Here is a 25067-nt window from a genome sequence, read left to right as displayed (position 1 = left end):
TAGTAATGCCAGATGGGTGCCGATACACGCTTTCTTTTCTATACTAACCGCGAATAGCAAAATGAAATAACACGCAAAAGGCCTGACACAGCAGGAGAGTGTATTCCACATTGTTTATCATTTTGCAGTTCCCTTGATTTGCTTGGGGTTGGAAATGACTTTGTTGCCTATCTACTGAGGCCTGGTGCATTACTTATAAACTCTTGCCTATGTTCAATCTATCGGGAAAGAAGGCGGTTATTACGGGTGGCGGCAGTGGTATTGGCAAAGCCATTGCGTTGATATTCGCCCGCCAGGGGGCCGAGGTGCACATCGTTGAGTTGAATGCAGCGGCCGGCGAGCAAGTGGTGGCCGAGATACAAGAAGTTGGAGGGCAAGCCACGGTGCACAGCGTTGATATCAGCCAACAAGCGCCGGTGCTTGCCGTTTTCAACCAAATCGGGCCGCTTGCTATTCTGGTTAACAACGCGGGTATCGCCCATGTTGGCAACCTGGAAAACACCGCGGAGGCAGACTTCGACCGGGTGTACAACGTGAATGTGAAAGGAGCCTACAACTGCCTGTACGCGGCCGTGCCGCAGCTGAAAGCCAATGGCGGCGGCGTGATTGTAAACATGGCCTCCATTGCCGCCCTGGTTGGCATCACCGACCGATTTGCGTACTCGATGAGCAAGGGCGCCATTTTTGCCATGACTTTGTCGGTGGCCCGCGACTATTTGGCGCACAATATCCGGTGCAACAGTATCTCACCGGCCCGTGTGCACACGCCGTTTGTGGATGGCTTCATTACAAAAAACTACGCAGGCCAGGAGCAGGAAATCTTCGACAAGCTTTCGCGCAGCCAACCCATTGGGCGCATGGGCACCCCCGATGAGGTGGCAGCTTTGGCGCTCTACCTCTGCTCTGATGAGGCCGGTTTTGTAACCGGCTGCGACTATCCGTTGGATGGTGGCTTCACCAAACTAAATAACTGATTGGTGATTGGTGGAGGTTGATTGTTGGTTGGTGATTGTTAAAGGAACCCATCGGCTTTCAATTGAATGTCCTCTATAGTTTCAGCAATCAACAACTAACCATCAGCAATCAACACTAACCATCAACCTCCACCAATCACCAACTAACACTCAGCAACCAACCCCATGAAACTAATTCGCTACGGCCAGCCAGGCCAAGAGAAGCCAGGCGTGATACTAGAAAACCAGCAAGTTGACGTATCCGCTTTCGGGGAAGATTATACCGAGGCTTTCTTTGCTACAGATGGTTTGAGCCGGTTAGCGGAATTTGTGCAAACTCAGGCCAACCAACTGCCGGTTGTTGCGGCGAGCGAGCGGCTCGGGCCCCCGGTGGCGCGGCCCTCAAAAATTGTATGCGTAGGCCTCAACTACGCCGACCACGCCCGCGAAACTGGTGCCACACCGCCGCCTGAACCCGTGCTGTTCTTTAAATCAACAACGGCGCTGGTTGGCCCCAATGATGACATTGTTATTCCTCGAAACTCGGTGAAAACCGATTGGGAAGTGGAGCTAGCCGTGGTAATAGGCAAGCGGGCCTCGTATGTGGAAGAAGCCGATGCCCTCGACTATGTTGCTGGCTACACGCTGCACAACGATGTATCGGAGCGGGAATTTCAGCTAGAGCGCAGCGGCACCTGGGACAAGGGCAAAGGCTGCGACACGTTTGCGCCAGTTGGGCCGTTTTTGGCCACGCCCGACGAAGTAGGCGATGTAGACAACCTGCGCCTGTGGCTAAGCGTGAACGGCCAAATGATGCAGGACGGCACCACGGCCAACCTGATCTTCCGCATCCCCTTCCTGATTTCCTACATCAGCCAGTTTATGACGCTGCTGCCCGGCGACATTATTTCCACCGGTACCCCGGCCGGGGTCGGCTTGGGCTTCAACCCGCCCGTGTACCTGAAGCCCGGTGATGTGGTGGAACTTGGCATTGATGGCCTTGGTACCTCGCGCCAGGAGTTGAAAGCATACGGCAAGAGCTAGTGCCTCTCAAATAGAAGTGGATTCCAATTGTCGTTGGCTTACACCGTTTTCAAGCATTAGGAATTGGCTTGGCGCTTAGCTGCTAGTTTAACTTACAGCTAAGCGCCAGATTTCCGCTACATTTTCACGATGCAACCACGGAGCCTAGCACTGCCGCCGTGGTTGTTTCTTACTCACCTGCCTAGTATTGGAGTTATGGACTTACAACTGCGCAACAAAGTCATCATTGTAACGGGCGGCGCGAGAGGTATTGGCGAAGGCATTTCGCGGGTGCTGGCTGCCGAAGGAGCTATTCCGGTGGTAGTAGGCCGCAACGCCCACGACAACGAAGCGCTGGTGGCAGCCGTGGAAGCAGCGGGAGGCCAAGCGGGCTACGTGACGGCCGAGCTATCGGAGCCGGCGGAGTGCGAGCGGGCCGTACAAGCCGTAGTGGCGCAGTTTGGGCGTATTGAAGGCCTCGTCAATAATGCTGGTGTGAACGATGGTGTAGGGCTGGAAAGCGGCAACTACCAAGCGTTTATGGAGAGTCTGCACAAGAACATGGTGCATTACTACTTGATGGCACACTACGCGCTGCCGGAACTAAAAAAGTCGCGTGGCGCTATTCTCAACATCACTTCCAAGACCGCCGAAACGGGCCAGGGCAACACCTCGGCCTACGCCGCCGCCAACGGGGGGCGCAACGCCCTGACCCGCGAATGGGCCGTGGAGCTGCTTAAATATGGCATCCGGGTGAATGCCGTGGTGGTGGCCGAATGCTGGACGCCCGCTTACGAAACCTGGATCAAGACGCTGGCCAATCCGGAGGAAAAACTGCGCGAAATAACCAACAAGATTCCGCTGGAAAACCGCATGACCACGGCCGAGGAAATAGCCAATACCACTGCTTTTCTGCTGTCGCCCTGCTCTAGCCATACCACCGGCCAAATCATCCACGTCGATGGCGGCTACGTGCACCTCGACCGGGCATTAGCCAACGCCTAAGCCCTTGTGCTGCCACTGTATCAGTAGCACGGTGTAGAGACGCATCTTTGCGTCTCGGTGCCCGCACCAACCCGCCGATTTTGTTCAACGACGAGACGCAAAGATGCGTCTCTACACCGTTCGGTAATTTCCAACACGTAACTCAAACAGCCGCTTAGCCTTTGTGCTGCCGCTGTATCAGTAACACTGGCGGCAGTCTTAGCCGACAAAGTTGGCGCGACTAGCTGCCCACCGACCGGGTCAGTCTCCCGACTGACGGCCGCGCAGCGGCCATACGGCACCGCGCCATTTAATTCGGTTGCCAAGCTGCATGAACACCCTTATTGACATACAAAAGCCGAAGACTACAGCGCGCGAAACCTAAGCTTCGCGCATCATCAAACAACTGCCCCACGCCGTAGCGTGGATGACTGTACAACACGCGCGAAGCGCAAACCTCGCGCTGCATCTTCACCCTGAAAACGTCCGTAACAACGCAACATCGAACGAGCTTTTTTACATTCAAAGCATGACAACTTCCCACACTTTCCGGGCGATGCTGGAGCCCGGTGGCCCAAGCTTTATGCCCACGCAAATTGTGGTGGTACCGCCTTTGGTGGTGGACGCCTTAGGTGGAAAAACAGTTAAACGAGTAATTGGCACCCTCAATAATTATCCGGTGCGGTTAGGGCTGCTACCGCTACCCGGCAGTGGGCGCTACCTGATGATCAACAAAGACGTGTGCCGCGCAGCCGGAATCCAGCTAGGTCAGCACGTCAGCGTTAGCCTGGCCCCCGACCCCAACCCAGATGCGGTTGATTTGCCCGAGGAGCTAGCAGAAGCCTTGGCCGCGTGGCCCGAAGCCGAAACGAGGTTCAATGAGTGTTCTGCCAGCCACCGACGGGCTATGGCGCAGCACGTAGGCAGTGCCAAGCAAGCGGAAACCCGGGCACGCCGGGCGGTGGAGTTGGCCGAACGACTGGCCACCGGTCGGCACCCGTTTCGGAAGTTGTAGCGCTGAGCACGCTAGCTCATCAACCCAACGATCCACGGCACCCGCCGGTATATACTTGTGCGGTGCTGGCCGATTAGGTATTCGTGCATGAAGCACGGGCCTATACCTTTGACGTGCTTATCTACCGCTGCTGCATGTCTCTTTTTACTTCTCGCCAAGCTCAGCCTTTATTGCTTCATGCCCTCACCTGGATGCTGCTCGCGTTGCTGCTCGCGTTGCAGCCAGGCGGGTGGCTTCCGCAAAAGCAGTTTTACTCGCTGCAAGCGGGGCTTTTTGTTGCGTCGTTGGGGGTGTTTTACTTGAACATCTATTGGGCAGTGCCGCAGCTGCTGTACAGAAGGCGGCTACTAAGCTACGTGCTGCTCGTAGTGGTAATGGCCGTTGGGGTGGCTCTGCCCTACGAGCAAGTACAGGATGCGCTGGAAAACCGCTACCACAGTTCAACAGCCAGCGGAAATTTTTCCTTACCTAGCTCGGTGTTCCGCTCGCCCGGCCCTCCACCTGGAATCGGTGGACGTAGGGGCGGGCCACGGGGTAGGCGTCATAATTGGCTGAACCCGGCAGTACTGTTTTCTACGTTGTTGGTTTTAGGATTAGGCACAAGTGTCGCCGCCGTGCAGCGCGGGCAGCGGGAAGTGGAAATCCGGCAGGCGCTGGAGCAGGAAAAGCTCTCGACGGAGCTCTCCTGGCTGAAAGCGCAGATCAACCCGCACTTCTTCTTCAATACCCTCAACAACATCTACGCTCTCACGCTGCTCGACGGCGACCAGGCCCGCGAGGCCATCCACCGCTTGTCGCGCATGATGCGGTATGTGCTCTACGACACCCAACACGCCACGGCCCCGCTCAGCCAGGAGCTACTCTTCGTGCGCGACTACATCGACCTGATGCAACTGCGCCTCACCGACAATATTCAAGTGGAGTATGAGACGCCGGCCGTAGTGCACGAGGTCCCGATTGCGCCCATGATCCTGCTTACTTTCATTGAAAACGCCTTCAAGCACGGGGTTAGCGCCTTGGCCCCTAGTCGCATTCGCATTTCGGTACGGCAGCCTACCCCTCACACCCTCGAGGTGGAGGTGCGCAATTCGGTTTTCCCTGGCCGCCCGCTGGCGCTGGACGAGAATTCGGGGATCGGGCTGGCCAACACCCTCCGTCGGTTGGAGCTGCTTTACCCCGGCCGCCACACCCTGGCCGTAACCGAACTCACGCCCGAACACGAATACTACGTGCACCTCACTCTCACCCTTCAGTCATGAAGCTCAATTGCATTGCCGTTGACGACGAGCCGCTGGCCCTGAAGTTGGTTGGCCGATTTATTGAACAAACGCCGTTTCTGAACCTGGTCGGCAGCTACGGCAGCGCAGTGGCGGCCTTACGCGGCTTACAGCAGCAAAGCACGCCGGTCGATTTGCTGTTTCTGGATATTCAAATGCCCGACCTCAACGGACTAGAACTAGCCCGCGTGCTGGTCAGGGAACCGGGCCAGCCTGGTCCGCGGGTGGTGTTCACCACGGCTTTCAACCAGTATGCGCTCGAAGGCTACAAGGTGGATGCGCTGGATTATCTACTCAAGCCCTTCACCTACGAGGAGTTTTTGCGCGTAGCCAACAAAGCCAAGTCGTACGCGGAACTCAGCCAGCCGGCAAATCCGCCGGCTGCTCCGGCCGAGCCCGCCGAAGCGCCCGACGACTATCTCTACCTGAAGGTGGAGTATCAGCTAGTACGGGTCCCCTTCCACGACATTCTCTACATTGAAGGGCTCAAGGACTACGTAAAAGTGTACCGGCAAAGTGAACCGCGCCCTTTACTTTCCTTAACCAGCCTGAAAACGCTGGAAGAACGGTTACCGCCGCGGCAGTTCATGCGCATCCATCGCTCCTACATTGTAGGCCTCAACCACATTGCCTCCATCGGTCGGGGCACGGTGCATATCGGTACCGAAACCATCCCCGTCAGCGACAGTTACCGCGAAACGTTTGACCAGTTTGTAAGCCGTTGGAAGTAGCTGATTTTACCACACGAGCGAGATGCTGCACCTACGCGGACGCTAGATCAAGCAGGACCGTTCTTCTTAGCAGCACCACCAGGCAGTGCAATACGCTTTTATGTTTGGGAAGAGCCAAGCGGCACCAGTTGCTTGGCTAACTCGACGACCACAACCAGGGCGTTATTACTCAGCGCTTCCAGCTCCACTTCTTCGGTGTCCCACAGCGCCAAGCCATCTTTTTCGTGCAGTAGCCTGCCTTCCACTTCAAAGGCACCACCCAGCACGAAAGCAAACAACGACGCGTCCTTTTCAAGCCGGTAATTCACTTCCTCCCGCCCTGCAAACCGCCCGAGGCTCACAATAAACGGCAGCGCCTGCCCGGCTGTAGGGCTAGACACTACGGCTGCCAGCTGATTTTCAGTTGCTGACAACTGAAAATCAAACGTTTGGCATTCAAGAGCAGCCACAGCATCTCCGGCTTCCAGCCAGAAATGCAGAAAAGTAACCAGCTCTGTTTCGTATGGGTTGGTTAGTTGTATGATGGCATTGGCCGGCACCGTCAGCAGTTGCATTTGCTCTACCCCAAGGTGGGTCTGGCCAACTGAGCTGGTTACGAGCACGTCGCCCGTCACGGGAATCAACAGAATATAGGAGGCCTGTTCGGCAGTAAATTTCAATTGCTGCCCACTGCCTAGCGTTTCTTCGTTCACCGCATAAAGGCTTCCGAAAGGCTGCTTGTGTTCGTGCGCATAAGCACCAAAATTGAAGGTGCTGTAACGACGGAATGTGCTGGTTTCGACGAGTCCACGTTGGTCGGCCAGAAAGATCTTGCCCGGTGTCTGCTTCATACAACTATAGACTGCCAGAATTGAAAACAAAACAGGAGCCTTATGCCGCCGGCGGCCCCATGAAGTTCTTGCTCCTTAAGTAGTGGGTAACAGGTTATTGGATAAAGAATGGTTCGTTGTGAATCAACATCATTTTGCCCCAATATCAACCACTTAAAAACTACCTAAACACAGGCTGTCCTTCCGACGCAGGAGGAATCTGAGTTAGCTGGCTCAACGACACCATTCAGATTCCTCCTGCGTCGGAAGGACAGCTTGTTTGGACAGATTCTTACGCCGACTGCCCACCTGCTTTATACCGCAACATTCAGGGTCATCGTCAGCTCGAAGCCAGCGGAGGTGCTGCCGGTGACGGTGGCTATTTCCACGCCGGTGGTATCGTCGCTGAACACACTGTCGCTCTTGTTGTAGGTGTAGCCGCTCAAGCCTTTGCCGTAGCCGTTGACGGCAGCCAGCGCCGTGCCGGCACCTTCGGGGAAGGCAATCTGCGTTACTTTCAGCGAAGTGCCGCTGGCGCTGTAGATGTGCACGTGAATGTGCGTGGCCCGGCCGTTGTACCAGCCCGGGAAGATGGTGGTGAACGTAACCAGGCCGTTGGCATCGGTGATTTGCCGGCCGCGCAGGAAGTGTACGGCCTGGTAGTTGGTGGCTTGCATGCCGTTGCCGCCATACTCCGAGTAGCTGCCCTCGGCGTCGCAGTGCCAGATATCCACTAGAGCCCCCGACAGCACGGCGCAGTTGTTGCTGCTGTTTTTGATGGTAATCTTTGCAGTCAACGGGTGGCCCATTTTGCCATCAACAATGTTGCTGCGCACGTAAGAAGCCGGTGCTTTGGTCGGGAACGGACCTACGGTTTCGGTGGGAGCTACGGTGCAAGTGCCCGAGCCTGTGCCGCCGGTACCGGTGCCGGTTGAGCCTGTAGCAGGCGTAGCCTCTTCCGACTCTTTGCCGCAGGCGGAAAGCAGAGCTGGCGTGGAGATTACGCCTACTAGTAAGCTTTTGAGAAAGTGTTTTCTTTCCATAAACAAGGGTGCAAGGGCTGCTCGTGGTGTGGCTAATTCGATGGTTGAATTTCGCTTACTCTCCTCACCGCATCACGCCTAAATCGATGGTTTGCACCATTGAATCGACGGATACTCGCCGCAGCACAAATCCAGTTACCCCACAGCATCTTCCCGGCAAACTGCAAGCGGGCTTTAGAGCCGTATACTGAAAGCCAGCGGCTCAATAATCAGGTTTCGCGTGTAGGTGTTCAGCACCACCCGCACGCCGGCTTCGAGCGGGGTGCGCAGCCGCAGCACGTTGAACAGCACCGACGTATCGAGGCCCACGTTGCGGTAGTCCCGTTCGCCGGAAATACCCACGCTGCGGCCCTGCGCCACATCCAGAAATCCGTTGGCCCTGATCCGCTGCACGTACAGCCAGCGCCCCACCGACCAGTGCATGTACGCCAGCGGCAGGTAGTAATCCAGAGAAGCGGCGCGCAGCCTATCAAAGCTAACGTAGCCTTCGCCGCGCGGAAACGAAACGGCCGCCGCAAACTGGTACTGGCGCTGCTGCTGCCATTGGTAGCCAGCGCGCAGCCGCAGTGCGTGGTGCTTGGCCAGCCCCGGCAGGTACAAACTGCCCTGGCCCGCCCACTGCCGGGCCTCCAGGCCGGTACCGAAGGGCGTAAGGCGAGAGGTCAGTAGCAACGAGCCGCCCCAGCGGGGAGCCACGTCACGGGCACTGAGCCGCAGCTGGCGCGCATAGCTGAGCGTGGTTTGCACGGCGTGTACGGGCCTGTTGGGGCTTGGCTCGGTGGGCAAACGGCGCGGCAAGTCATAGTCATACAGCCGCTCGTGCAGGTAATAGCTGCTTAGCGTCAGGGCCTCCAGGTATTTCGAGCGGGTGAGCGTGAGGGGCAGGCGCAGGCCGGCGGTCAGGCGGGTGTAGCGCCACTGGTCGCGTCGAAGGCTGTCGAGCGGTTGGTTGCGGGCGCGGTCGATGTAGCGGGCGGCATTGCGGCCGCCGTAGGTGATATCGGCGTCCAGCACCGGGTACTGGCCCTGGTAGCTGAAGCCGCCAAAGACGGCGCCGGTGCGTTCGGTTTGGTCGTAGGTGACCCCGGTAATGGCTTGGGTGGTGCTCAACACATCCTGCGAGCGGACACCCAAGCTAACACTGTTGCCGTTCGGGTTTTGCACCACGCCCCAGCCGAACACATTGAACGCATTGCGCAGCACCGAGTAAGGCCGCGTAGGATACCGGCGCGCCGTATCGGCAGGGGCCGTGCCAGCCAGCAACGGCAGCAAAACAGCGGCTCCTGGTTCTTGGGCCGTTAGTTCCGTCGCGTAGGGGCCAGGCGTGGCCGTAGTGGCCGCTGGTATAGCACGCCAGGCAGCAGGAGTGAGTGGCATTTCCACCACGCGGGCCCCTGTGGCGCGGTAATCGTGGAAAGCTAGGTGCTGCCCGTCCGGCGCTGGTGCCGCGTGGTAGGCGCCCAGCGGCCGGGAAGTTACCTGGTACGTTTGGCCGGTGCTGGTGTGCACGGCGTACACATTGTCGATGCCCGACTGGGGTGAGTTGTAAAGTACGTACTCGCCCCAGGGTTGCGGGTTGCTTACGTTCACGTTGGCCACGGGCAACAGTTGTCGCGCGGCCCCGGTAGCAGGGTCCAGTAGCTCCAAGGTTTTGCCGGTAGGCTTGAGCGTCACCGTCACAATGCGCTGCCCGTCGGGCGTCCAGTGCGGCTGCTGGTAGAAATCGTTTTGCGGGTTGGGCAGCGTGGCAAGCACCGCGCCGGTCCGGGCATCGAGCACCGACAAAGCATGGTGGTAGCTGGAATCCGTTTCCATGGCAACTAGCCGCGTCCCATCGGGCGAGAGGGACGCGGCGGTGTAGCGGTGGTGCCGACTTATCCGCGCTACCTGGCCGGTTGCCAGGTCGAGCACCTTCAACTCGGAATACACGCGTTGCCGCCAGCGGGCATCAAACCGATACTCGGGCCACACCACTTTGCCCCCGCCCACCGACAGCATTTCCGGCAGATTTAGCGGCCCCAACACATGCAGCTTCCGCTCTTTCCCTGTTTTGGTGGAAAGCAGCACCAGCTGCGCTATGTCGCCGAGGCCGGTTTTGAGGGCCACTACGGTGCTATCGTTGACGTATTGCGGGCACTGGTACTGCGTGTACACCCGGCCCTTATACTGCCCGGTCAGCTCCCGCGCCTCCGTCAGCTGCAGTTCACGCTGCTGCGCTTGCCACGTCGAATCGAGGTTGGTCATAGTGCGGGTGTAGAGCTGTTCTACCCGCAGGCCGGTGGTGCGGCGCAGACTGTTGGAAAACGAGAAAGGATAAAAAGGGAATCGGTTGTAGCGGGTTAGCACCCGGTCCCACACGTCGGCGCCGTAGTGGGTTTTGGCGTAAGAGGTCAGGTAGTAGCCGAGCACATACCAGTCGGGCACGTAGTCGCGCAAGGAGCCGTTGGCGGCCTTTTGGTAGTTGTAGCGCAGGCCGCCCAGCCGGTTGGCCCGCATACCTACTCCAAACTCCGGAATGCGGCCCCGGCCACTGCGCGTAAGCGCTGTTTCGGTGCCCACGGCATCACCCTCGAAAAACCACTGCGGCAAGCCCACTGCCGACACGCCTAGGGCCCCGTCGCCGAGTAGCGGGCCGAGCAGACGGCCAATGCCCTGCCGCCCTTTCTCGAACTGCCCCACGTGCCGATACTCGTGTACTACCAGCTGGTCGAGCCAATCGTTGGTGCCCAGCCCCATGCCTTGCTCGGGCGTGGCGTAGAATTCGGCGTGGCGCGGCAGAAAGGTCACGAACCCGTTGCTGACGCTCGTGCGGGTTTGGAGCACAACTGAAATAGGACGCGGCTTTACCCCCAGGGTGGCGGCGCCGGGGCCGTGCACCTGCTCTAGCCGTTGGGCTGTACGCTGCGCGGCGGCTTCAAAGCCCGTTGGGTACAGCACCCGAAAATGCGGCGTCTGCACTTGCTGCCAGTGCAAGGAAGGCGGATTTTGGTCGAGGATAGGCAGGCTTTGGGCACCACCGACCATCGGAAAAGTTAGCGTTGCGAAAGCAGCCAGCAGAAACGTGCGCATCTGGTTGAAATGGGAAGGAAACAAGGGCGAAAAGTTAGGCCACATTCCGCTAACAGCCTCGCCAATAAGCAGTATTCATTGATGGGCAGTCAGCTTGCTATATAAAACCGAAGCCCGTCCCACGGATGCGGAACGGGCTTCGAACTGTTGTTATTTTGAATGGCATAGCCAGCTGCAAACGCTGCCAGTTTCAGCCTACTTGTTGAGCACGATGTTTACCACCTTGGGGCCACTAACTACAAATTTGCAGTCGTTGAAATCCGGTGCCGACAGCTTGGGACGCACGTTGTTGGAAAAGGCGTAGGGCTCGGTTGGAATGCCTACAAAGTTCTTGTCGAGCTTATCGTTGTTGTTGGTGTCTTGGGTAATAGCCACGGCCCACTCCCCGTTGGGCAGGTTGATGGGCAAGGTTACTTGCTGCTGCCCACCCGGCTGAATTACCCGCATGAAGGTGTAGCCGCCGTGCTGCAAAAACTTGTCGCGCACATTATAGAAATACAGCTTTACCACTGATTTAGTAGAAGCCAAAGCCGACACTATAACGGTAACCGACGAGGTACCCGTCGGGTTGTCTCCGGCGGCACATGGCGTGGCGAATAGTGGGCTGCTAGCAGCCATCAGAAGAGCAAGCTGATGTATTTTCATAAGGGTGGAGGTACAGTTCAAGTTACAGGACAGTAAAGGGCCAACTTGTCTTAACCGTAAAAGGTGCCCATTCCGACGGACAGACAAGATAGACTTATTGCTGCACATTGGTACTGTGGCAATTGAAAATACTCTTATTCTCGTGAGGAACGGCAGTATACTGCTCTACTCTATTGTATATAGTACTACTGCCCTGTCAAAAATTATATGATTTAGTTGGAATATCGAATTACCTCAAGACCTGCTATTTAACTATAAAATTCTATTAATTATAACCTAATTTATACTCTATACCAATGGAATACCCTGGCAAATATTTGCATATCTGCTTATAAATGCGTTTGTTAAAGAGCCCTTTTGGCATTCCATTAATATTTTAGTATGCAAATCAGACGCGTGTCGGGCCGCTTGGCCCGGGGGTGGTACTACTGCCGCAGGTAAGCTTGCTTTTTTGCGTACTACCCGTCTCCGTCCTGTTTCACAGGACGTAAGGACCTGTCTCCCTCTTGCATTTCCAGAAATTCCGCTTCATTAGCCTGATTAGTAGCTTGTCTGAACAAGTGAAATGAGCTTAGGCAGCAAGTCAACCAGGTTTCATACAATGCTAAAACCTGCCGGAAGCTATAGTATGAAGCCTACACTTCACCTGACGCTGCTAGTAGCATAGCACTCCAAATACTGTTCTTACGTGAAAGGTGAGTGACTGCCGGCTTCACTCGCAACGGCAGCACCCAGGCTTGGCAGCCCTTCGTACGTTTTGCGCTGAAGATTAGCGCATTGCAAAAGCGAAAGCCGAATGCAGGACAGCTTTTTTGCTGTAATCCTGCATTCGGCTTTCAGTTGTCTGAGCCTTCCAGACGGGCCGTGTGGCAAATTTCGTCTATCAAAAGCTCAATGTCGTGCGATTCGGTGGTTGGGTTGAGCACCCAATTGTTGAGGGCTTGACAGTAGACGCGTAGCATTTCGTTGCTCCCGATGGCGGTTATCTGCTCATGATGAAATTCCTTCATCCAAGCTGCCACCTTTTCTCTGACCCGAGGATCAGCGTAGGAAGCACCAGACGGAACGAGAGGTGGTTTTGACATATTCAATAAAAATTAGAACATATAAAAGATACGCAATTTTAATAAAAGAGTTTATATATCTGAGTAAGATGAAATTAGCATGAGTTGTTACTGTTGAGGCTTCTACATTTGCTTCAGCCACGCCGAGGCCGTTTCCAAGCTGTCGAAAGTTAGAATCAGGGGGCGAGTTGTGTGTTGCAGGGTTAGATCGGTAGAGAGGCGGCTGTACACATTAGGTGAATAAACCCAGGCGAAATACTGCAAGCCGGCATCGGCCATAGCCGGAAACCAAACGTGCCCGCCCCACTCCGCCGCATCCGACCACATGCTCGTTACGCGGGTGTTGTCGTTGAGCACCTTGTGGCACCTTTCGTCGCGCAGACACTCCAGCATTTGTAAACAGCCCGTTTGTACTGTTTCCAGCGTCTGCTCACCGGTCCAGTCCACGTAGAGCCACTCCTGGTTGTAATCGTAGATGATGGTAACGTAAGAAGTCTGGAAAAGTACTTGTTGGGCCATAACCAGGGAGTTGCAGTAAGGTGAGTGAGAGCGGGAAAGAGTGCAAATGTAGAAGAGAATCCTATCCTCAGCCGTTCATGCAAAAGTTTCAGTTACAGGCGACTTTAGCGCCCGATTATTGTTTTACAGCATATTCAACTCATAACGTCCGACAGGCGCTGATTTGCGTACATCTGCCGTCGAGTTTCCCACGCTTTTATTTATTGAAATGTCTTTGTTGAAACTGAAGTCTTGTTTGATTTGCTTGCTGCTCTTTGTCATGGCCTGCGGGCAGCAGCGCTCTGCCGACGCCCAAGCCCTTGCGCGTTCTACGGCAGGTGGTTTGCCTACTGCCGCCCAAGCAAATGGGTTGGCGGTAGCCACCTTCGCCGGCGGGTGCTTCTGGTGTACCGAGGAAATATTTGAAGAATTACGCGGCGTGAAATACGTGGTATCGGGCTACGCGGGCGGAAAAGAGCAAAACCCCACCTACGAGCAAGTAGGCAGCGGCCAGACCGGCCACGCCGAAAGTTTCGAGGTGTACTACGACTCCAAGCAAATCAGCTACCAGCAGTTGCTTGACGTGTTTTTCCTGGCCGGCCACGACCCCACCACCCTTAACCGCCAAGGCCCCGATGCCGGTACGCAATACCGCTCCGTGGCCTTTTATCGTACGCCGCAAGAAAAGCAGTTGATTGAGGCGACCATCAAGCGCGTAAATGCCTCGAAGCACTACCCCAATCCCATTGTGACGCAGGTTGCGCCCTTCACTAAGTTCTGGCCCGCCGAAGGCTACCACCAGGGCTATTTCCGCCTGCACCCCGACAATCCTTATGTGCAGTCAGTGTCGGTACCGAAGGTGATGAAGTTCCGGAAAGCTTATCCGCAGTTGCTCAAGACTCCCCTGTAAGCAACGCAGCAATTCGTTTCTGCTGCACTCCAACGAACCAGCTAAAAACAAGAGCCGATTCCTCGACAGGATCGGCTTTTGTTTTTAGCTGGTTCACTGCTGAAAGTTGCTTGTTATGTAAGCAATTACCTTGTTCATTTCCTCGATTGCCACAGCTTCAGCTAGTGTTCATAATTCAAGTTGAACATTCCGGACAAGCGACTTTCAACTCTTCCTCAACCAGTAGCGAAGTTCCAGCCAGAGCCTTACCTTGGATTGCCGGCGCGGGTTAACCACTAGCAGCAGGTATACTGCCTAATGATTGATTTACCTGATTTTCAACTGCTTTTTGATGCACTGCCAACACCTTGTTTGGCTTTGCATCCGCACGACCTTACGGTGGTAGCGGCCAATGCAGCAAGTCAGGCTATTTTGGGAGAAGCCCTTTTATTGGGCCGAGCGGCACCCGAGGTATTCGGAGACGAAACGGATTTGGCGGGTTGGGAAGCTGCTTTGGCAGCGCTTCAGGTTTCTACCGCTCCTTACCTGTTGCCGGTGGTTTTACCGCATTTGCCAGCCCACCAGGCGCAGCCTGTTCACAACTGGTACCTCTTGCTGACGCCGGTGCGGTCGGCGCCCGAGGCGCCGGTGCGCTACCTGCTGTGCCAGCTGCAGAAACAGACGCCGGCCCCGGCTACTATTCCGGCTCAGTCGCTGAGCGCCGAGCCTCGCCTGCCGCAGGAGCAATTTCGTTTTTTGGCGGATTTCATTCCGCAGCTTGTGTGGATAGCGAATGCGGCTGGCCGGTACGAGTACTTTAATGCGCGCTGGATGGCCTACACTGGCTACACCATAGCCGATGCCAGCATACCCGGTTTGTGGTTGGCCATGACCCATCCCGACGACCAGGAACGGGTGCGGAAGCGCTGGCGCCACTCCCTGACCACTGGCGAAGCCTACGAAGCAGAGTTTCGGTTTCGGGGCTGTGATGGGGTTTTCCGGTGGTTTTTCAGCCAGGCTCTGCCCCAGCGCGATGCCGCCGGCACCATCGTCCGGTGGTTTGGCACCAGCACCGACATCGACCATCAGAAACAGACCCGCCAGCTGCTGGAAGAGAAAGATCAGCAGCTACAGCAGATCCTGAGCCAGGTGCCCGCCTACATTGCTACCCTCACCGGCCCTAACCACGTGTACCGCTACGTAAACGAGCGAGGCCAGCAGCTTTTCAACGGTCAGGTCCGGTTGGGTATGCCCGCTGCTCAGGTGGCCCCCGAGCTAGTAAACCAGGGGTTCATTGCGCTAATTGATGAAGTGTACCGCACCGGGGAGCCGTACGTGCTGCACGAAGTGCCGTTTCAGTCTTCGGCGCCGCTGAAAGGCCAGCAGGAGTGGTTTTTCAACGGCGTATTCCAGCCCTTGCTCGATGAAAACAACCGTACGCAAGGCATTCTGGTATTCGGCATCGATGTGACCGAGCAGGTACGGGCCAAGCAGCGGACCACTAAGCTACTGGAAGAGGTGCGCCACCAAGACCGGGAGTTTCGACAGGCGCTGGAGGCATTGCCCCAGATGGCTTGGCTGTCGAGGGCCAACGGACTGGTGTTCTACTACAATCAGCGGTGGTTTGACTACACCGGCGCCACGCTCGACGAGCTACGCAACTCCGGCTGGCACCACTACCTGCACCCCGACGATCTGGCGGCGACGGTGCAAGGCTGGCAGGTGGCCATAGAGCAAGGCAGCACCTTCGAAACCGAGCACCGCTGGCGCAGCCACGACGGGCAGTACCGCTGGTTTCTGGCCCGTGGCGTACCAATCCGGCGCTTCGATGGCAGCATTCTGCTTTGGGTAGGCACCAACACCGATATCGATGATCAGCGGCGCATCCGGGAGCGGCTGGAGGAAAAAGACCGGCAGTTGCTGGAGATTTTCAGCCAGGCGCCGGCGGCTATTGCCACGCTGGAAGGCCCCGAGCACCGCCTCACGTTCTTCAACGCCAGCTACACCACTTTTGTAGGCGGCCGCACCCAGGTAGGCCAGCCCTTAGCCGCCTTGCTGCCCGAACTAGAGGAGCAAGGCATGGTGGCCCTACTCGACAGCGTGTACACCACGGGCCAGCCCCAGCAAGGTTTTGAAACGCTCGTTGCTATGCAAGACCCGGCTGGTACGGCGCTTCGGCAGTATCACGTCACGTTCACCTTCCAGCCCCTGTACGACGAGTTGCAGCAGGTGCGAGGAATACTGGCTTTTATTCTGGACGTGACCGAGCAGGTGCGCAACCGCCAGAAGTCGGAAGCCCTGCAAGCGCAAATCAGCCGCCGCAACGAGCAAGTTCGCCTCATGACGGAGTCGTTGCCGGTGATAACGTTTATCAACGACGCGGCGGGGCAGGCACTGTACGCGAGTCCACAGTGGTACGCTTTCACCGGCCACGACCCCGCCGCTCCCATCACCGACATTTGGCATCACTTCGTGCACCCCGATGACCTACCTGCCGTTTACCCGCTGTACGAAGCGGCGCTGGCGGCTGGTCATAGCTGGAGCTACGAGTTTCGGCTGCGCCGGCACGACGGGCAGTACCGCTGGCAGCTAAGCCGCGGCGTACCCGAGTTTAACACCGCGGGCCGGGTGGTGTGCTGGTACGGCACCGACACCGACATTCACGAGGAACGGGAGCTGCGGGAGCTGCTGCAAACGCAAAATGCCGAGCTACTCCGCACCAACGCCAGCCTCGACAACTTTGTGTACACCACTTCCCACGACCTGAAGCAGCCCATCAACAACATGGCGGGCATCTTTCAGGAACTCACGCGCACGGCCCACTTCCGCGACCCGGACGCCGTGAAGCTGGTGGGCATGTTCGAGCGGGCCCTGCAACAAATCAACGGTACGATTGGCGACCTGTCGGAGCTGGTGCAGAAGCAGCGCCAGTACCTGCCGACCGAACCTATTGAGCTAGCCACTTTAACCACCGAAGTGCTGGCAAGCATTCAGGATCAGCTGACGGCTAGCGGCGCGCAGGTATCCACTAACTTCGAGGTGGTGCCGGTGGTGGAATTCGTGCGGTCTAACCTGCAAAGTGTACTCTACAACCTGGTTAGCAATGCCCTTAAATACGCTGCTCCCGGCCGCGTGCCTTGCATTCATTTAAGCAGCCGCTTGCACGATGGTCAGCTGCTGTTGGTTGTGCAAGACAATGGTATCGGCATCGACCTGGTACGCTTCCGGGGTCAGCTGTTTCAGCTGTTTCGCCGCTTCCACGACCATGTGGAAGGCTCCGGCATGGGCCTTTACCTCGTCAACCGCATTGTGCAGCAGGCGGGCGGCCGGGTAGAAGTGGAAAGCACTGTTAATGAAGGAGCTACTTTCCGGGTGTATTTACCGATGCAACGGGTATAGTTTCAGGCTGCTTCTGGGCGTGCCTAAGTTGCGGCGGCAGTCTGCTTGTAGTTTTATGCCCGAATCAAAGAGTAGATGCAATTTTTATCTTATTAGAAACCAGAGCTTTATAGTATTTTTAAATTAAAATATTGTCTGGAAGGAACTCTTCTATAAAAATCGGCACCGGGTTTGCAAAATAGCTTTTCAGCTTCTGGCCGGAAGACAAGATAAGTAGCGTGCGGCGTCCTTTCGGGGGCGGACCGGCTTCTATTATAGTGAGGCTTTGTGTCTTGCTATTCCTTCCTTCTTTTCCACTAACTGCCATGAAAAAGCTTTTCCCTTTCCTGCTGCTGCTCTGCCTTGCCGCCTGTTCCCCTCGGGTGTACGTAGCCCGCAACTTCCGTGAAACTGTGTTGCCCCGTCACAAACTGGTGGCCATCCTGCCTTTCGATATCCATATCAAGCCGGCTCCTACGTTTGGCCGCGCCTTGCCCCCCAACCCGAACCTGGCTGAACAGGAGCAACAAGCTGCCGCTGCCATTCAGAACAGCATCTACAGCTACTTACTGCAACGCGAAAGCAAAAACCGCTATACCGTGCGGTTTCAGGACATCAGCAAAACCAACGTGCTGCTGCGGGAAGCTGGCCTGAGCTACGACGACCTGCGCCAGATGCCACGCGAAGAAGCTGCCCGCCTGCTCGGCGTCGATGCCGTACTGTCGGGGCAAATGCTGCTGAGCAAGCCGCTGCCGCTAGCGGCCGCCGTCGCCATTAATATCCTGACGCCCCTGTATGTACCGTCGGATGAGGTAACGGCCTCTCTGAGTATCCACGACCAGCAGGACGGTCAGTTGCTCTGGAAATACGACTGCAACCTTTCAGGCGGCGGGGGCCCCATCATCACCAACAACGCGCAGAACCTCACCAACGCCCTGATGCGCAATGCCTCCAAGCGCTTTCCTTACCAACGTAAGGGCTAAGCCGGTCTTGGTGAGCTGTCCTTCCTGGTGAAAAGCCCTGTCAACTACCTTGGCAGGGCTTTTTTGTGTGTCGCATCAACTACTTCTTGGCTGGAAGCTTGAAATGTAGCGTCTTGCTTTGCAAATAACCTTAGCGAGTTCTCCGTCGCCAGTCTGTATTTTGGACCTCTTTTCACTTGCTTCCTTTTATGGCGCTGCCTACTATTCATTCTAAACTGCCCGATGTCGGCACCAGCATTTTCTCGGTGATGACACAGCTCGCCCAAGAGTGCGGAGCCATCAACCTGGCCCAAGGCTTCCCCGACTACGACCCGCCGCAGGACCTGCAAGCGGCACTGGCCCGCCATGCCAACACATCCGGCCACCACCAATATGCCCCCATGCCTGGCCTGCCCCGGCTGCGCGAAGCCATAGCGCGCAAAACGGCGCGGGTGTACGGAGTGCCTGCTCCCGACGCGGCCACGGAAATCACTGTTACTTGCGGCGCTACCGAGGCGCTGTACGCCGTGCTCGCCGCCGTTGTGCACCCCGGCGACGAAGTACTGGTGCTCGAACCAGCTTACGACCTCTACGGCCCCGCAATTCGGCTGCAAGGCGGGGTACCCGTGTACGTTCCTCTTGACGCCCCCACGTTCCGGCCCGACTGGAACCGGGTGCAAGCCGCCCTCACGCCCCGTACGCGCCTGGTTATGCTCAACTCGCCGCACAACCCGAGTGGCGCCGTACTAACCGCCGAAGATCTGGAAGCCTTAACCGCGCTGCTAACCAATACTAACACCCTGGTGCTCAGCGACGAAGTATACGAACACATGGTGTTTGACGGCATCCCGCACCGTAGCGTGCTGCAACACCCAGCCCTGCGAGAACGGGCTTTTGTGCTCTCGTCGTTCGGCAAAACGTATCATGCCACCGGCTGGAAGGTGGGCTACTGCGTAGCGCCCCCTGCCCTCACCACCGAGTTGCGCCGGGTGCATCAGTTCCTAACGTTTGCCGTGAGCACCCCCACGCAGCACGCCTTAGCGGATGTGCTCGAAGCCAATCCCACCCACGACCAGGAGCTACCCGCCTTCTACCAACCCAAGCGCGACTTGTTTCGGGCGTTGCTGGCCGAATCGCGCTTCGAGCTGCTGCCGGCGGCTGGCGGCTACTTCCAGCTGGCTCGCTACGCCCGCATCTCCGCCACGGAAACCGGTGTAGCTTTTGCCCAACGGCTAACCCGGGAAGCCGGCGTGGCGGTGGTGCCCGTTTCGGCCTTCTACCACAACAGCCACGACGAGGGGCTGATTCGTTTTTGCTTTGCCAAGCAGGAAGCAACCCTGCGCGCCGCCGCGGCTCGGCTGCGGGAGCTATAACCGGGCGCTTACAGGCCAGGCAATCAGTTGACGCTGTATTCGTTACCCAAGCAACTGCCATCAACTGGCGGGGTTCGGCCACCTAGTTACGTGCTAATCGACCAGAAATTATTTTCCGGGTTATACTACTATCTGTTTTCGACCATCTTATATTTCTAGATAGTTATGCCGCTCCCTCTCACCCACCTACCTATTGTCTCACTACCGTGTCTGATTTAACTGTTTCTTTCGTACAGGCTTCCTTGCAGTGGCACGACCCGGCAGCCAACCGCACCGAACTGCGTCGGCATATCCACGAAATATCCGTTGCTACCGACCTGATTGTATTGCCTGAAATGTTCACGACTGGCTTTAGCATGGATGCGGCTACGCTAGCTGAACCCATGGATGGCCCCACCGTAGCTTGGCTCCGCGACATAGCAGCGGCCCGCAACGCCGTGGTTACGGGCAGCATTATCATTAAAGAGGAAGGCAACTACTATAACCGCCTGCTATGGGTCCGGCCCGATGGCAGCCTGAGCTACTACAATAAGCGCCACTTGTTTACGATGGCCAACGAACACCACACCTACACGGCCGGCACCGAGCGGCTGATGGAGGAATGGCGCGGCTGGCGCATCTGCCCCCTAGTGTGCTACGACCTGCGTTTTCCGGTTTGGAGCCGTAACTCCAACTCGCAACCCTACGACCTACTGCTGTACGTAGCCAATTGGCCCGCCGCCCGCCGCACCGCCTGGATGACCTTGCTCCGCGCCCGCGCCATTGAAAACCTGGCCTACACCATGGGCGTGAATTGCGTGGGCATCGACGGAAACAGCCTAGCTTACGCCGGCGACTCAGCTCTGCTCGACATGCGCGGCGAATACTTGGTGGAAGTGGGCAACCAGGAAACCGGCATCACCCGCGCCCTCCGCCGCGCCGACCTAGAAGCCTTTCGCGAACGGTTCCCGGCCCTGCAAGACGCTGACTCCTTCGAGCTAACGCAGTTGGTAGCGCGATAGGGAGTTAGCCATTCATGCCAGCCGAACGGCCAACTCGCTAAGTGGCTAAATCACTATTTCACTACCAGCCGCTGCATACCCAACTGCCCATCGGCTGTTTCGCAGCGCACCATATAAAGGCCCGCAGCCAGGCCGCGTAGGTCGAGTTCGTGGCGGCGGGCTGGTGCCGGGCTGGTGCGTACAGTGCGGCCGGTGAGGTCGAGCAAAGTCAGACGGACAGGACGGGACGCTTCTACGGTAGTGGTGGTAGTGGCCGGGTTTGGGTAGAGACTGATTGGCAGAGTTGAAGCGGCGGCCCCTTTAATACCAAGCACTTGGTTGCGCGGCGCGGCAGCTAGTACGCCGCCGCTTTCCATTCCAATAAACAGCTCCAACCCCCCGTCGCCGTTTACATCGTTGGCCGCCAAGGTGAAGTGGTTTTGGTCGCGGATTCCTAGTTGGGCGTTGTCGTAGGTGGCGCGGGCTGTGTTGTAAAACAGATTCGTACGATCGAGGAAAATGCTGCTCTGGCCGCGTAGATTGCTGAACAGCCGGACGGTCCCGGCCGCGTCCACCGTGAGCAAGTCGGGGGTGCCATCACGGTCGAAGTCGGCTACCAGCGGATACAGGTTAACCGGGCGGGTGTTGCCGGCTGAGCGAATCTGGCCGTAGTCGGAGTTGGCGACCACAAACGCTGCTTCGAGCGTGCTGCTGCCGTTGTTGCGGTAGTAGCGCAAGCTCTGGCCAGGCAAATCGGTGCGGTTGGAGTTGGTGCCGTAGAGCAGATCCACGTAGCCATCGTTATCGACATCGAAGAAAGTGGCCGCGTCGTATTGGCTGTTCGGCACATTGCTGATGTAGCGCATGGTGGCCGTGTTGAAGCTAGGTGCCTGCCCGGCCGCGGCCTGGTTGAGGTAGAAGCCTAGGAAGCTGCTCCGGCCGATGGCATAATAGCCAATGCAAGCTAAATCGAGTGCCCCGTCGCGGTTGAGGTCGACGATAATAGGCCGCAGCAAGCCAAATTTCTTGGCTGATAAGTTGAGGTAATCTGTCGTGACGAGCTTGTAGATGGCGCGCGAGGCTGTGCCTACATTGCGATAGTAGGCCACGCTGGCCACGAAGAAACCACCGGGGGCGTCGCGCCGAGTGCCGGCCACCAGCATATCCTTGAGCCCGTCGGCATCTACATCCAGGAAGGCGGGCGCGGCTTGCGAGCCCGCTTCTATCATGTCGCTCTGCAGGAAATCTGGCTGCCGAAACTGAAAATTAGGCGCGGCTCCGGTGCCCGCATTCTCGTAAAACCACACCGACCGGCGAGTTTCTACGGTGTCCAGGTTATCGAAAAGGTTGGGCGCAGCCAGCAGATCGGGACGGCCATCGAAGTTGACATCCAAGTTATACGCCGCCGGAAAGTTGGCGATGCGCACGGGGGTAGTACCGGTCGGGAAATTACTAATGAGGCTGCTAGCTGTCATAGCCTCCTGTTGAGGAGTGCCTTGGTTGGTGATGGCGACCAGCTCGGTACAATAATCGCGGCCCACAACCAGGTCTTTGTCGCCGTCTGCATCTAAATCGATGGCCAATATGTTGCTGCCCGACGAATGCTGCACGCCCCCCGGCCGGCACAAGGTGGTAGCCGAAAAGCTGTACGAGCCGCAGCTACTTAAGCAAGACTGAATATTGCCCCAACTGTCGGTTACGAGCCGGAACTGCAGCCCGCCGCACGTACCCGAACTGATGTTCTGATAATAGGTAACGAATTTGTCGTTGTCCCAATCATAAATCAGAATATCGAGCCGCCCGTCACCGTTAACATCCTCAATAGTAGGCATATTGACGCCCGTATTGATGTTGACGGGCGTACTACCTACCAGGGCCGTTAGCAGGGAGGTAATGGGCTGAAACGTAGGCAGGCCGCCGGGGCCAACCACATTCCGGAACACTTGAACATCGACTTCACTGTCGCCGTTGGTAAACAGGTCGGGTCGGCCGTCGCAGTCGTAGTCGCGCAGCAAAGCCCAGTTGTGCATACCAGCCGGGAACAGCACTTCATAATTGGGAGCATACTGCCACTGCCGGCCGCCACCGGCCGCTGCCACGTTCAGATAGGTAAGGACCCGCCGCAGGCGCCGGTCGAAGATGAAGAGGTCCTGCTGACCATCGGCATTTAGGTCGATGCTGGAAAATTGGGGTGAGTCGAGGCCGCCTGCCCAGGCGTTACGCAGGGTATCAGTGCCTTGCACTACTTTTGCCACTGACCGTAGTTCGAAGCCAAACGCAGTAGATTGCGCCAAAGCCGAACGACTGGTCAGCCAACTGCACAGCACAAAAAGCAAGAGAATAGGGCGTAACATCATAGAGCGAACCAGACCTTTCCAGGATAACACAACAATTTAGCTTTAAGTTACTACAATAATCATGCAGGACATAGCAGCCCTCTACGACCAATTCCGCGCCTGTGCTTCCGTCAGCACCGATTCGCGGCAGGCCCAGACCGATACGCTGTTCTTCGCCCTGAACGGCCCCACCTTCCGCGGGGCCGACTTCGCCCCCCAGGCCCTGGCCAGCGGAGCCCGCCACGCCGTAGTAGACGATGCCGCCCTGGCAACTCAGCATCCCGAGTTGTACACGTACGCACCCGACCCGCTACGTACCCTCCAGGACTTGGCCCGTCACCATCGGCGGCAGCTGAACATCCCCGTCTTGGGCATCACTGGCTCGAACGGAAAAACCACTACCAAGGAGCTGATTCACGCCGTACTGAGCCGGCGCTTTCGGGTGCAATACACGCGCGGCAACCTCAACAACCACATTGGTGTGCCCCTCACCCTGCTTAGCATCCGGCCCGAGGAGCATGAGCTTGCCATTGTAGAAATGGGCGCCAACCACCGGGGCGAAATCGAGCTACTCAGCAACATTGCCGAACCCACGCACGGCTTGATTACCAACATCGGCAAGGCCCATCTGGAAGGATTCGGCGGTCAGGAAGGCATTGCGCAAGGCAAAGCCGAACTGTTCCGCTTCTTAGCTGCCACAAACGGCACTGCCTTTGTTAACACTCTGGATGCTAGACTGGTAGAACTGGCGGCTATGGTCCCCCAACGGGTAACCTACCCCGGCACCGCCGATACATATCCGGCCACTTTGGTCAGCCCTATACCAAACGTGACGTTCCGCCTAACGGATGGCACCTTGCTTGAGGCCCGCATCACCGGCGACTACAATTTTCCTAATCTAGCTGCCGCCGCTGCGGTTGGCCAATACTTTGGTGTGCCAACCGCCGACATTGCCGATGCCCTAGCCTCTTATGCCCCTACCAACAACCGCTCACAGCTTGTTGATACGGGCCGCAACGAGGTAATACTGGACGCTTACAATGCCAACCCCAGCAGTATGAGTGCCGCCTTGCGCAGCTTCGCTACTCGTCCTGGCAGCCGCCGCAGCACCAAAGTGGTGGTGTTAGGTGACATGTTTGAATTAGGCGAGGAAAGCGCTGCCGAACATACAGCCCTTGGTAACCTGCTGGCCGAGCTGCCTTTAAGCGAAATTGTGCTCATAGGCCCCGAAATGGCGCACGCCCACAACGTTTGCGGCAGCAGCCGCAGCCACAATCATTACTTCGCTACCAAAGCCGAAGCAGCCAATTGGCTACAAACCAAGGCACTACAGGATTGCCAGGTTCTTGTCAAAGGCTCCCGCGGCATGGGCCTGGAAACTTTGCTGGAATTGCTCTAATGAGCACGGATTTTCGCGGAATAATCCGCGAAAGTCCGTGCTCAGAAGGGACTATCAAACTCTTCGAGTAGCGGAAGTACCTGGTCTTTGTCGGATACGTTTGGCTTGTCTATGCCCCAATTGATGTTAAGGGAAGGGTCATCCCAACGGAGGCCGCCTTCCGCGCTTGGCTGATAGTAGTCCGAGCACTTGTACAAGAAGAGCGTGTGGTCCTCGAGGGCCACAAACCCGTGTGCAAACCCGATGGGTACATACAGCATATTGTAACGCTGCGCATCCAGTTCCACTGCCAAATGCTGCCCATACGTGCTTGAATCACGACGCAGATCCACGATAACGTCGAGGGCCCGCCCTTGGGCTACGCGCACAAGCTTAGCCTGAGCATGAGGAGGCCGCTGAAAGTGCAAGCCGCGTAGTACCCCACGCGTCGAACTAGATTGGTTGTCCTGTACCCACTCGTGTTGAACTCCGGCCAACTCAAATACTCGGGCGCTGAATGATTCAAAGAAAACACCACGAGCGTCACCAAAGACCCGGGGAATAAATTCTACGACGCCCGCCAAGGCATGCTGCTTAATTTCCATGTATATAGTTTACTGTCCAGAGATTCTAGGAGTTGTTTGAAGAAGCAAGGTAAAG

Annotated in this window: 20 protein-coding genes; 12 read left to right on the top strand and 8 right to left on the bottom strand. The window is 57.0% G+C overall.

Annotated features, from left to right (window positions below):
- The first annotated feature begins 209 nt into the window (after positions 1 to 209).
- From VF639_RS19175 to VF639_RS19150, 6 genes are all read left to right on the top strand, one after another.
- Positions 210 to 974 (top strand): SDR family NAD(P)-dependent oxidoreductase, encoded by a 765-nt coding sequence (locus VF639_RS19175; protein ID WP_331147552.1) that lies wholly within the window; start codon positions 210 to 212, stop codon positions 972 to 974.
- A 165-nt stretch (positions 975 to 1139) separates the two neighbouring features.
- Entirely contained in the window at positions 1140 to 1997 is an 858-nt protein-coding gene (locus VF639_RS19170; protein WP_331147551.1) for a fumarylacetoacetate hydrolase family protein, read from the top strand.
- A 195-nt stretch (positions 1998 to 2192) separates the two neighbouring features.
- Complete coding sequence (locus VF639_RS19165; protein ID WP_331147550.1) at positions 2193 to 2981, top strand: L-fucose dehydrogenase; 789 nt, start codon at positions 2193 to 2195, stop codon at positions 2979 to 2981.
- Between the two features lie 508 nt (positions 2982 to 3489).
- Positions 3490 to 3975 (top strand): YdeI/OmpD-associated family protein, encoded by a 486-nt coding sequence (locus VF639_RS19160; RefSeq protein ID WP_331147549.1) that lies wholly within the window; start codon positions 3490 to 3492, stop codon positions 3973 to 3975.
- Positions 3976 to 4109: 134 nt separating this feature from the next.
- Positions 4110 to 5234: a sensor histidine kinase gene (locus VF639_RS19155; RefSeq protein ID WP_331147548.1), complete on the top strand. Its 1125-nt coding sequence runs from the start codon at positions 4110 to 4112 to the stop codon at positions 5232 to 5234.
- Positions 5231 to 5983, top strand: a complete 753-nt coding sequence (locus VF639_RS19150; protein WP_331147547.1) for a LytR/AlgR family response regulator transcription factor — start codon at positions 5231 to 5233, stop codon at positions 5981 to 5983. Before VF639_RS19155 ends, VF639_RS19150 begins: the two co-directional genes overlap by 4 nt.
- A 98-nt stretch (positions 5984 to 6081) precedes the next feature.
- On the opposite strand, the gene VF639_RS19145 is transcribed toward VF639_RS19150, so the two are convergent.
- From VF639_RS19145 to VF639_RS19120, 6 genes are all read right to left on the bottom strand, one after another.
- Positions 6082 to 6813, bottom strand: coding sequence for a pirin family protein (locus tag VF639_RS19145; RefSeq protein WP_331147546.1), 732 nt, complete (start codon positions 6811 to 6813; stop codon positions 6082 to 6084).
- Between the two features lie 293 nt (positions 6814 to 7106).
- The gene (locus VF639_RS19140) at positions 7107 to 7835 is read right to left on the bottom strand and encodes a dioxygenase family protein (protein WP_331147545.1); all 729 of its coding nucleotides are present in this window, start codon (positions 7833 to 7835) and stop codon (positions 7107 to 7109) included.
- A gap of 174 nt (positions 7836 to 8009) precedes the next feature.
- Entirely contained in the window at positions 8010 to 10928 is a 2919-nt protein-coding gene (locus tag VF639_RS19135; protein ID WP_331147544.1) for a TolB family protein, read from the bottom strand.
- 171 nt (positions 10929 to 11099) lie between these two features.
- Positions 11100 to 11549: a DUF2141 domain-containing protein gene (locus tag VF639_RS19130; protein ID WP_331147543.1), complete on the bottom strand. Its 450-nt coding sequence runs from the start codon at positions 11547 to 11549 to the stop codon at positions 11100 to 11102.
- 836 nt (positions 11550 to 12385) lie between these two features.
- Positions 12386 to 12634 (bottom strand): hypothetical protein, encoded by a 249-nt coding sequence (locus VF639_RS19125; protein ID WP_331147542.1) that lies wholly within the window; start codon positions 12632 to 12634, stop codon positions 12386 to 12388.
- A 102-nt stretch (positions 12635 to 12736) separates the two neighbouring features.
- Positions 12737 to 13132: a hypothetical protein gene (locus tag VF639_RS19120; protein ID WP_331147541.1), complete on the bottom strand. Its 396-nt coding sequence runs from the start codon at positions 13130 to 13132 to the stop codon at positions 12737 to 12739.
- A 208-nt stretch (positions 13133 to 13340) separates the two neighbouring features.
- On the opposite strand from VF639_RS19120, the gene msrA reads away from it, so the two are divergent.
- The 5 genes from msrA (at position 13341) to VF639_RS19095 (ending at position 20714) form a co-directional block, all read left to right on the top strand.
- Entirely contained in the window at positions 13341 to 14021 is a 681-nt protein-coding gene (gene msrA / locus VF639_RS19115) for a peptide-methionine (S)-S-oxide reductase MsrA (protein WP_331147540.1), read from the top strand.
- 297 nt (positions 14022 to 14318) lie between these two features.
- The gene (locus tag VF639_RS19110) at positions 14319 to 17399 is read left to right on the top strand and encodes a PAS domain-containing protein (protein ID WP_331147539.1); all 3081 of its coding nucleotides are present in this window, start codon (positions 14319 to 14321) and stop codon (positions 17397 to 17399) included.
- Between the two features lie 305 nt (positions 17400 to 17704).
- A complete protein-coding gene (locus VF639_RS19105) occupies positions 17705 to 18361 on the top strand; it encodes a hypothetical protein (protein ID WP_331147538.1) in 657 nt (218 codons plus the stop codon).
- 188 nt (positions 18362 to 18549) lie between these two features.
- A complete protein-coding gene (locus tag VF639_RS19100; protein ID WP_331147537.1) occupies positions 18550 to 19713 on the top strand; it encodes a methionine aminotransferase in 1164 nt (387 codons plus the stop codon).
- Between the two features lie 206 nt (positions 19714 to 19919).
- Positions 19920 to 20714 (top strand): amidohydrolase, encoded by a 795-nt coding sequence (locus VF639_RS19095; protein ID WP_331147536.1) that lies wholly within the window; start codon positions 19920 to 19922, stop codon positions 20712 to 20714.
- 53 nt (positions 20715 to 20767) lie between these two features.
- On the opposite strand, the gene VF639_RS19090 is transcribed toward VF639_RS19095, so the two are convergent.
- Entirely contained in the window at positions 20768 to 23050 is a 2283-nt protein-coding gene (locus VF639_RS19090) for a T9SS type A sorting domain-containing protein (RefSeq protein WP_331147535.1), read from the bottom strand.
- Between the two features lie 61 nt (positions 23051 to 23111).
- Between VF639_RS19090 and VF639_RS19085 the strand changes: the two genes are divergently transcribed.
- On the top strand, positions 23112 to 24428 hold the full coding sequence (locus VF639_RS19085; protein WP_331147534.1) for a UDP-N-acetylmuramoyl-tripeptide--D-alanyl-D-alanine ligase: 1317 nt from the start codon (positions 23112 to 23114) through the stop codon (positions 24426 to 24428).
- Positions 24429 to 24469: 41 nt separating this feature from the next.
- Here VF639_RS19085 and rfbC read toward each other — a convergent pair whose 3' ends face one another.
- Positions 24470 to 25012 carry a dTDP-4-dehydrorhamnose 3,5-epimerase gene (gene rfbC / locus VF639_RS19080; RefSeq protein WP_331147533.1) on the bottom strand — a complete coding sequence of 181 codons (543 nt, stop codon included), beginning with the start codon at positions 25010 to 25012 and terminating at the stop codon, positions 24470 to 24472.
- Positions 25013 to 25067: the final 55 nt, after the last annotated feature.

Source organism: Hymenobacter sp. (genome assembly GCF_036387835.1).
Classification (GTDB): domain Bacteria; phylum Bacteroidota; class Bacteroidia; order Cytophagales; family Hymenobacteraceae; genus Hymenobacter.
The sequence above is the reverse complement of the archived record's forward strand: the minus strand, read 5'-3'. Positions and strand labels throughout refer to the sequence as shown.

Coding starts and splice junctions, on each gene's coding strand:
- VF639_RS19090 (WP_331147535.1), bottom strand. CDS start 23,050: ATGATGTTACGCCCTATTCTCTTGCTTTTTGTGCTGTGCAGTTGGCTG.
- VF639_RS19100 (WP_331147537.1), top strand. CDS start 18,550: ATGGCGCTGCCTACTATTCATTCTAAACTGCCCGATGTCGGCACCAGC.
- VF639_RS19155 (WP_331147548.1), top strand. CDS start 4,110: ATGTCTCTTTTTACTTCTCGCCAAGCTCAGCCTTTATTGCTTCATGCC.
- VF639_RS19120 (WP_331147541.1), bottom strand. CDS start 13,132: ATGGCCCAACAAGTACTTTTCCAGACTTCTTACGTTACCATCATCTAC.
- VF639_RS19110 (WP_331147539.1), top strand. CDS start 14,319: ATGATTGATTTACCTGATTTTCAACTGCTTTTTGATGCACTGCCAACA.
- rfbC (WP_331147533.1), bottom strand. CDS start 25,012: ATGGAAATTAAGCAGCATGCCTTGGCGGGCGTCGTAGAATTTATTCCC.
- VF639_RS19140 (WP_331147545.1), bottom strand. CDS start 7,835: ATGGAAAGAAAACACTTTCTCAAAAGCTTACTAGTAGGCGTAATCTCC.
- msrA (WP_331147540.1), top strand. CDS start 13,341: ATGTCTTTGTTGAAACTGAAGTCTTGTTTGATTTGCTTGCTGCTCTTT.
- VF639_RS19175 (WP_331147552.1), top strand. CDS start 210: ATGTTCAATCTATCGGGAAAGAAGGCGGTTATTACGGGTGGCGGCAGT.
- VF639_RS19150 (WP_331147547.1), top strand. CDS start 5,231: ATGAAGCTCAATTGCATTGCCGTTGACGACGAGCCGCTGGCCCTGAAG.
- VF639_RS19145 (WP_331147546.1), bottom strand. CDS start 6,813: ATGAAGCAGACACCGGGCAAGATCTTTCTGGCCGACCAACGTGGACTC.
- VF639_RS19160 (WP_331147549.1), top strand. CDS start 3,490: ATGACAACTTCCCACACTTTCCGGGCGATGCTGGAGCCCGGTGGCCCA.
- VF639_RS19130 (WP_331147543.1), bottom strand. CDS start 11,549: ATGAAAATACATCAGCTTGCTCTTCTGATGGCTGCTAGCAGCCCACTA.
- VF639_RS19125 (WP_331147542.1), bottom strand. CDS start 12,634: ATGTCAAAACCACCTCTCGTTCCGTCTGGTGCTTCCTACGCTGATCCT.
- VF639_RS19085 (WP_331147534.1), top strand. CDS start 23,112: ATGCAGGACATAGCAGCCCTCTACGACCAATTCCGCGCCTGTGCTTCC.
- VF639_RS19105 (WP_331147538.1), top strand. CDS start 17,705: ATGAAAAAGCTTTTCCCTTTCCTGCTGCTGCTCTGCCTTGCCGCCTGT.
- VF639_RS19165 (WP_331147550.1), top strand. CDS start 2,193: ATGGACTTACAACTGCGCAACAAAGTCATCATTGTAACGGGCGGCGCG.
- VF639_RS19170 (WP_331147551.1), top strand. CDS start 1,140: ATGAAACTAATTCGCTACGGCCAGCCAGGCCAAGAGAAGCCAGGCGTG.